This window comes from Thauera linaloolentis 47Lol = DSM 12138, assembly GCF_000310205.1.
GTDB classification, from domain to species: Bacteria; Pseudomonadota; Gammaproteobacteria; order Burkholderiales; family Rhodocyclaceae; genus Thauera; species Thauera linaloolentis.
In genome coordinates this window covers 1-7,865 of record NZ_AMXE01000119.1, presented here as the reverse complement: position 1 = coordinate 7,865, position 7,865 = coordinate 1, and the positions used below count along the sequence as shown (strand labels likewise).

The following is a 7,865-nucleotide window of genomic DNA, read 5'->3' as shown; positions in this document are numbered from 1 at the left end:
CCGCCGCGGTGGCAGGCGCCGGCAGTTGCGGCGGCGGCAACGGCTGCGGCTGCTCCGGCGGCTGAAAGCGCGCGGGACGCTGACCCGGCGATCGAAGCGCGACGCGTCGTCGCGGGCTTCGATTGCCGGGGCTCACCCGGCAGGTCCGCGTCCTTGCGCCGCCCGGTGGGGCGTCTGCCGGCGGCGGCTCACAGCAGCGGCACACCGTCCTTCTCGCCGCGTTCGTACACGACGTTGGCGCGGCCGACCAACAGCGGATCGAGGGGCTTGATGAGCCCGATGTCCTTGTTGGCATAGGGCAGCTTGTGCAGCACGTAGCGCAGGGCGTTGAGGCGCGCGCGCTTCTTGCAGTCGGATTTGACGACCGTCCAGGGCGAATCGGCGGTATCCGTATAGAAGAACATCGCCTCCTTGGCCTTGGTGTAGTCGTCCCACTTGTCGAGCGAGGCGAGGTCGATCGGCGACAGCTTCCACTGCTTCAGCGGATGGCTTTCGCGCTCCTTGAAGCGGCGGCGCTGTTCCTCGCGGCTGACCGAGAACCAGAACTTGATCAGGTGGATGCCGCTGCGCACCAGGTTGCGCTCGAATTCGGGCACCTGGCGCATGAATTCGTTGTATTCGTCGGGTGAGCAGAAGCCCATCACGCGCTCGACCCCTGAGCGGTTGTACCACGAGCGGTCGAACAGCACGATCTCGCCCGCGGTGGGCAGGTGCTGGATGTAGCGCTGGAAGTACCATTGCCCGCGTTCGGTGTCGGAGGGTTTTTCCAGCGCCACGACGTGCGCGCCGCGGGGGTTGAGGTGCTCCATGAAGCGCTTGATCGTGCCGCCCTTGCCGGCGGCGTCGCGGCCTTCGAACAGGATCACGACGCGCTGGCCGGTTTCCTTGACCCAGGCCTGCAGCTTCAGGAGTTCCACCTGCAGGCGGTACTTCTGCTTCTCGTAGGCCTTGCGCGACATCAGGTTGCGGTAGGGGTAGCCGCCGCTGCGCCAGTCTTCCGCAAGCTCGTCGTCGGGGTGCAGGTCGCCCTGGCCGAGTTTTGCGTCGGCTTTCATCAGCGCACGGCGCAGCATGTGGACGTCGTCGGGTGAGGCGCCGGCCAGGATCGCCTCGAGCGCCTGTGTCGCCCTGGCCGGGTCGGCGCCGGCCTCGCGCTGGAGGATGTCGGTCAGTGCGATGAGCTTGGAGTCCTGCGCGCCCGCAACGGCCTGGTCGATCTCGAAGCGTTCGATGCCCTCGGGGCTCAGGTCGGGGGCGATGTCCCCGCTGGTCGCGCTGCGTTCCTGGCGGGGCGTTCGCGTGGCGCGGGTACTTGCCTGGGGCTTGCCGTCACGGGTCTTGCGGGGGGTGTCGGGGGTTTTTTCCTGGTTGGTCGTCATGCGGCGCTCTCCATCGAATTGAGGGTTATTTTAAGCCCTGTCCACGGCAGGGCCATTCACGAATGGCCGGGAATGGCGGGCGAAATGCATAGAATCTCTTTCTGCCCGCTTCAAACGATGCACGCCGTGCCGCGCGCGCCCGTGTGCCGCCCATCGCGGCGAGCGGCTAGAATTGCGCCTCCGAACTCGAAGATGGCGTGCATACCGCCTTGCAGAACATGCCCTTAAGCCCAGAGGCCCGCTCCCTGCTCGACATGGCCTACCGTGTCGGTGCACCGAAATTCCACGATCTGTCGCCCGCCCAGGCGCGCCACTCCTTCCAGAAGCTGCAGTTCGCCTTTCGCCCCGAGGCGCCCGCCGTCGCGTCGACGAGCGAGGTGCCGATGGCGCGGCCCGACGGCAGCGCCTTGCTGTCGCGCCTGTACCGTCCGCTTTCCAGCCTGCCGCAGGATATCCTGCCGCTGCTGATCTTCTTCCATGGCGGGGGATGGTGCGTCGGCGACGTGGCGAGCTACGACGTGCTCTGCCGCCAGCTTGCCAACGCGTCGCGTTGCGCGGTGCTGTCGGTCGATTACCGGCTGGCGCCGGAGCATCCCTTTCCGGCGGCCATCGACGATGCCGCCCTGGCTTTCGAGTGGGCCGCGGCCCACGCCGACTTGCTTGGCATCGATGCCGAACGCATCGCCCTGGGCGGAGACAGTGCGGGCGGAAACCTGTCCGTCGTCACCGCCTTGTCGCTGCGCGGCGCGGCGATCGCGCCGCGATTCATGCTGCTGATCTATCCCTCCACCGAAATCCGCAGCGAGCGGGCTTCGCGGCAGAACTACGGCGAAGGCTATTTTCTCGACTTCGGCACCTTGCAGTGGTTTTTCGGGAATTACCTGCCCGAGGGCAATGCCGAGGATTGGCGCGCTTCGCCGATGCGCGCCGAATCACTGTCCGGCCTGCCGCCGGCGATGCTGATCGCCGCCGAGTTCGACCCGCTGGTCGACGACTGCGCCGCTTTCGTGCGGCGCATGCGCGAGGACGGGGGCGTGGTGGAGCATCTGCAGGTCGACGGGATGGTGCATGGCTTCATCACGCTCGGCAAACTCTTCCCCCAGGCGGACATCGCGCTGAAGGCCGCGGCGCGGGCGCTCGCGGGCGCCCTCGGGGCTGCCTGAGCTCAGGGGAGGCGAATCGGCTTCGCGCCGGGCGCGTTCCCGCGGCAGCCGGCTGCTACCGGGGCGTCGGCCGGTTCAGGCGCCGCTTGCGGCCGAGAGTATCTGCTGGCGAGTGGTATGGGCCGCAGCGAGGAGGGCATCGAACTCGCTCCGGCCGGCTTCGCCGAGGCTCGCGTCGAGCAGTTCGGGGCGGTGCTTGATGCCGAGCAGATTGGCGAAGGGGTCGGGGGTTTCGGCGGCGAGCGTGGCGAGGAAGACGATGTCGTCCAGCGTGCGTGGCGGCCATTCGCTGGCGCCGTCCACGTTCATGTCCACCGCGCGGACGATGTCCGCGGGCAGTTCGAAGGCTTCGAGCACCGCGCGCTTGATCGGCTCGTCCCACAGCATGACGAATTCGGCGAAGCGCACCGTGTCGTCTTCGAGCGCCGGGTAGTTCGCCGCCTTGGCCAGCAGGTAGAACTGGCCGATATTGACCATCAGCCCGGCCAGCAGCGCCGTGTCGGCATTGCCCCGCGACAGGTGGCGCGAGAAGGCGAAGGCCCAGGACGCGACGTCGATCGAATACATCCACAGGCCCGATGCCACCAGACGCATCCGGGGCGAGCGGTGGTCGCGCGCGAGCTGGTCGGCCGCGACCGCATAGGCGAGGCAGCGCAGCGTGGAGGAGCCGATGCGGGAGATCGCCGCGGCGACGCTGGTGACTTCGCGCTGGTAGGGGTTCAGCAGCAGCGAGTTCGCCATGCGCAACACCTTCGCGCTGAGCAGCGGCTCCGCGCGCACGACTTCGGCGATGTTCTCCAGCGACGAGTTGGGGTCGTCGGCGACCTTCTTGATGCGCAGGGTCAGGTCGAACACGGTGGGGAAGCTGAGGTTTCCCGCTTTCAGTTCATCGTCGATGTCGGCTGCGAAGGCCTTGATCTGTCGTTCGAACGCTTCCATTGCCCGGATACCTGTTAGAGACGTGTTGCGAAGTGTAAGGTCTTGTCCCGGATTCGTGGGCAGGCTTTTGAGGCGGCGTTTCTCAGTCTTTCGGCTGGGTGAGTATGGCACGGCCATTTTCCAGCGCCTCGACCTGCGCAAGGGTGGCCACCGGCACGCCCATCGCCTCGATGGCCGCATGGCCCCGCTTGAAGCGTTTTTCGACGATGAAGCTCGCGCACAGTACCCTGGCGCCAGCCTCGCGGGCCATTTCCACGAGGGCGACGGCGGTGCGGCCGTTCGACAGGAAATCGTCGACGATCACGACCCGGTCGCTCGGCAGCACGTAGCGCTGCGACAGCACCAGCTTGGTTTCGCCGCCCTTGGTGGGCGAGGGAATCACGCGCGAGATGGCGGGCGACTCGACCTGCGGCGCATATTTCTTAGCATAGACCAGCGGTATCTCCAGGGCCTGGGCCACGACCAGTCCGGGTGCGATGCCGCTGGCTTCCGCGGTCAGGACCACGTTCGGCTCGAAATGCGCGAGCCGCCGCGCCAGTTCATGGCCCATCTCGGTGATGAAGCCCGGCTCGATGCGATGGTTGAGGAAATGGTCGATCTTCAGGATCTGGTCGCCGATGATGGTGGCTTCGGCCTCGATGCGGCGTACGAGCGGTCCATGCGGGGCGATGAGGTTGGCGTTCATGCGCGGGGTCCGTAAACGAAAACACCCCGTGGGGCGGGGCAGGCGGCGGAATTCTAGCCTGCATTTCCCGATAATGCGGGCTCTCGCTTATGCTTCACGCCCCCCGGACGGCGGAACGCGCCCCTGTGCCCGCGCTGTCCCGTTCCACTCGATCGAAGACAATGAATCCTGAAATGCTCTGGGTGTTCGGGCTGCTTGCGTTGTGCGTCGGCTGTTTCGTCGCGAACCGGCCACGCATGGACGTGGTGGCGATATGCGCCTTGCCGGCGCTGGTGCTGAGCGGAATCCTGACCGTGAATGAGGCGCTGGCCGGTTTCAGCGAGCCGAGCGTGATCCTGATCGCTGCCTTCTTCGTCATCGGCGAGGGGCTGGTGCGGACCGGCGTGGCGTTTCGCGTCGGCGACTGGCTGGTCGAACGCGCCGGCAGCGACGAGACGCGGCTGTTGATCCTGCTGATGCTGGCCGTGGCCTTGCTCGGCTCGGTGATGAGCTCGACCGGCGTGGTCGCGATCTTCATCCCGGTCGCGCTGAGCATCGCGGCGCGCATCGGTGCCGAACCGCGGCGCCTGATGATGCCGCTGGCCTTCGCCGCGCTGATGAGCGGCATGCTGACGCTGGTCGGCACGCCGCCGAACCTAGTGGTGAATGCCGAACTGAACCGCGCCGGACAACAGGGCTTCGGCTTCTTCGATTTCACGCCGATGGGGCTCGTGGTGCTGGCCTTCGGCGTCGCCTACATGCTTCTCGTGCGCGGCTGGCTGGGCGGGCCGGCATCGCCGCAGGCCCAGGTCCGCAGCCGCCGCCGGCGCCTGCGCGAACTGGCCGAGGACTACCAGTTGCTGAACCGCGCCCGCCGCATGATGGTGGCGAACGGTTCGCCGATGATCGGCCATACCCTGAAGGAGCTGCAACTGCGGGCCCGCTACGGCGCCAACATCATTGCCATCGAGCGCGCGCGGCAGTTCGGCCGGGTGATGCTGACCACGGCGGCCAACCGCGAGATCCTTTCCGGCGACGTCATCCTGGTCGATTTCGCGCGCGGCGAGGAGGGCATCGCACGCTTCGCCGGGGAGATGAGGCTGCAGGACCGCGCCTTCCGTAACGACTATTTCGCCGATCTGTCGCGCGAACTGGGGCTTGCCGAGGTGTTGATTCCGCCCGGTTCGAGCCTGATCGGCAAGTCGATCCTCGAACTGCGCATGCGCACCCAGCGCGGCATCAACGTCATGGGGCTGAGGCGCAACGGCCAGTCGCTGGCCGACGTGCTGCTGAACGAGAAGCTGAAGATGGGCGACACCCTGTTGATCGCCGGTACCTGGAAGTCGATCCGTGTGCTGCACACCCAGGCGCACGACTTTCTCGTGTTGACCCTGCCGGCGGAGATGGACGAGGCCGCACCGGCGGCGCGGCGCGCGCCCCATGCCCTGGCCTGCCTGGCGATCACCGTGGCGCTGATGATCAGCGGTGCGGTGCCGAACGTGATCGCGGCGCTGCTCGGCTGCATCCTGATGGGGGCCTTGCGCTGCATCGACATGGACAGCGCCTACCGCAGCATCCACTGGCAGAGCCTGATCCTGATCGTCGGCATGCTGCCCTTCGCGACCGCGCTGCAGAAGACCGGAGGCATCGATTATCTCGTCGGCGGCCTGCTCGCGCTGACCGGCGACGGTTCGCCACGCATGGTGATGGCCGCGCTGTTCGCGCTGACGGCGGTGGTCGGCCTGTTCATCTCCAACACCGCGACGGCGGTGCTGATGGCGCCGATCGGCATCGGGCTCGCCGGCCAGCTCGGCGTGTCGCCCTATCCGTTCGCGATGACGGTCGCGCTGGCGGCGTCGGCGGCGTTCATGACGCCGGTGTCGTCGCCGGTCAATACGCTGGTACTCGGGCCGGGCGACTATCGCTTCGGCGATTTCGTGCGTGTCGGCGTGCCGTTTACCGTGCTGGTGATGCTGCTGTGCGTCGGCCTGCTGCCGGTGCTGTTTCCGTTCTAGGACGGGGCGCCGGTTCTGTGCGCGGCTTCTGCCGGCGCATCGCTCAACGATCGAATACGTAGCCGTCCATGGCCAGCGTGCCGTAGCGCACGTCGTCGCCGGCCATGCGCTGCGCGCGCCAGCCATCGCCCGCGGCGCCCATGGCGAACAGCAGGGGGAGCAGGTGCTCGTCGGTCGGATGCGCGCGCTCGGCATGCGGCGCACGCGCGCGGTAGTCGAGCATCGCCGTGGTGTCGCCCGCGGCTAGCGTCGCGGCGATCCAGCCGGCGAATGCCTGGACGTAGTCCTGCGCCGGGCCGGTCTCGCGGCGCAACTCGTACAGGTTGTGCGTCAGGCTGCCCGAGCCGATCAGCAGCGCGCCCTGTTCGCGCAGCGGCGCCAGCGCGCGGCCCAGTTGCAGATGGTGCGCAGGGCCGAAATGCGGGTGCAGCGAAACCTGCACGACCGGGATGTCGGCATCCGGATACATGTGCATCAACGGCACCCATGCGCCATGGTCCAGCCCGCGGCGGGGTTCGGCCTGGACATCGATGCCGGCCGCATCGAAGGCCCGCAGTACGCGTTGCGCCCAGACGGGCGAGCCGGCGGCGGGGTATTCGAGTTCGTAAAGGGCTTTCGGGAAGCCGCCGAAATCGTGGATGGTTTCGGGGTGCTCGGCGGACGTCACCGACAGGCGCGGCGCCATCCAGTGCGGCGAGGCGATGACGATGACCTCGGGGCGCGGCAGCTTCCTGCCGAGCGCGTGCAATTCGCCGCCGGCGATGCCGGGTTCGAGCGCGAACATCGGAGAACCGTGCGAGACGAAGAGGGAAGGCAGCGTGGTCATGGCGTGCTCGGCAAGAAAAGACAGGGGAGGCGGACGGGGCGATCATGATCGCCGAGGCCGTGTGCCAGCTTAGGGGTGTGGCAAGGCGGGATAAACAGGGCGGACGATCATGGACTGTTCCATTCTTGAAGATAATGGCGCCGGATGCGAGCGCTGGGCGGCGAGCCTGTGCGCCGTCCGCTAGAATTCGCTCCATTGGAACATGAGTGTGCAGATGAACGACGAAGACTACATGCGCGCCGCGCTGGAACAGGCCCGCCAGGCCGGCGCCTGCGACGAGGTGCCGGTCGGGGCGGTCGTGGTGCTGGATGGCGAAATCGTGGGGCGCGGCTTCAACCAGCCGATCGGCCGCCACGACCCCAGCGCCCATGCCGAGATCATGGCCTTGCGCGACGCCGCCGCGCGCCTGGGCAACTACCGCCTGCCGGGCTGCGAGCTGTTCGTGACGCTGGAGCCCTGCGCCATGTGTTCGGGGGCGATCATGCATGCGCGCATCGCGCGGGTGGTGTACGGCGCGCGCGACCCCAAGACCGGCGTTGCCGGCAGCGTGCTCGACCTGTTCGCCGAGACGCGCCTCAACCACCATGCCAGCGTCGAGGGCGGGGTGCTGGGCGAAGAGTGCGGACGCATGCTGTCGGATTTCTTCGCGGCGCGCCGCAGCAGGACGATGGTGGCCTGAATGCATATCCGCGTCGACATCGGCCGCCAGTGCCTGGGGCTTTTCGGCGATGACGGGGCGTGCATCCGCCGCTATCCCGTATCGACCGCCCTGAATGGCGCCGGCGAAGAGGCCGGCAGCCAGCGCACGCCGCGCGGCCGCCACCGCATCCGTGCCCGCATCGGCGCCGGCGCGCCCGCCGGAGCGGTGTTCCGCGGCCG

The 7,865-nt window shown here is 67.7% G+C and carries 8 protein-coding genes; 4 read left to right on the top strand and 4 right to left on the bottom strand.

Going from position 1 to position 7,865, the window contains the following annotated elements; genetic code table 11:
• Positions 1–188: 188 nt before the first annotated feature.
• Positions 189–1,379, bottom strand: coding sequence for a polyphosphate kinase 2 (gene ppk2 / locus C666_RS17855; protein ID WP_004346402.1), 1,191 nt, complete (start codon positions 1,377–1,379; stop codon positions 189–191).
• 218 nt (positions 1,380–1,597) lie between these two features.
• On the opposite strand from ppk2, the gene C666_RS17850 reads away from it, so the two are divergent.
• Positions 1,598–2,542 (top strand): alpha/beta hydrolase, encoded by a 945-nt coding sequence (locus C666_RS17850; protein WP_028792078.1) that lies wholly within the window; start codon positions 1,598–1,600, stop codon positions 2,540–2,542.
• A 75-nt stretch (positions 2,543–2,617) separates the two neighbouring features.
• Here the strand turns inward: C666_RS17850 and C666_RS17845 are convergent, their stop codons facing one another.
• Together C666_RS17845 and xpt are read right to left on the bottom strand one after the other, a co-directional pair.
• Complete coding sequence (locus C666_RS17845) at positions 2,618–3,481, bottom strand: HDOD domain-containing protein (RefSeq protein ID WP_004346398.1); 864 nt, start codon at positions 3,479–3,481, stop codon at positions 2,618–2,620.
• An 82-nt stretch (positions 3,482–3,563) separates the two neighbouring features.
• Complete coding sequence (gene xpt / locus C666_RS17840; RefSeq protein WP_004346396.1) at positions 3,564–4,166, bottom strand: xanthine phosphoribosyltransferase; 603 nt, start codon at positions 4,164–4,166, stop codon at positions 3,564–3,566.
• Between the two features lie 161 nt (positions 4,167–4,327).
• On the opposite strand from xpt, the gene C666_RS17835 reads away from it, so the two are divergent.
• Entirely contained in the window at positions 4,328–6,160 is a 1,833-nt protein-coding gene (locus C666_RS17835; RefSeq protein WP_004346394.1) for an SLC13 family permease, read from the top strand.
• A 43-nt stretch (positions 6,161–6,203) separates the two neighbouring features.
• Here C666_RS17835 and C666_RS17830 read toward each other — a convergent pair whose 3' ends face one another.
• Complete coding sequence (locus C666_RS17830) at positions 6,204–6,986, bottom strand: DODA-type extradiol aromatic ring-opening family dioxygenase (protein ID WP_004346392.1); 783 nt, start codon at positions 6,984–6,986, stop codon at positions 6,204–6,206.
• Between the two features lie 214 nt (positions 6,987–7,200).
• On the opposite strand from C666_RS17830, the gene tadA reads away from it, so the two are divergent.
• Entirely contained in the window at positions 7,201–7,665 is a 465-nt protein-coding gene (gene tadA / locus C666_RS17825) for a tRNA adenosine(34) deaminase TadA (RefSeq protein ID WP_004346390.1), read from the top strand.
• On the top strand, positions 7,666–7,865 hold a 200-nt coding region (locus C666_RS17820; protein ID WP_004346389.1), incomplete at its 3' end, for a L,D-transpeptidase.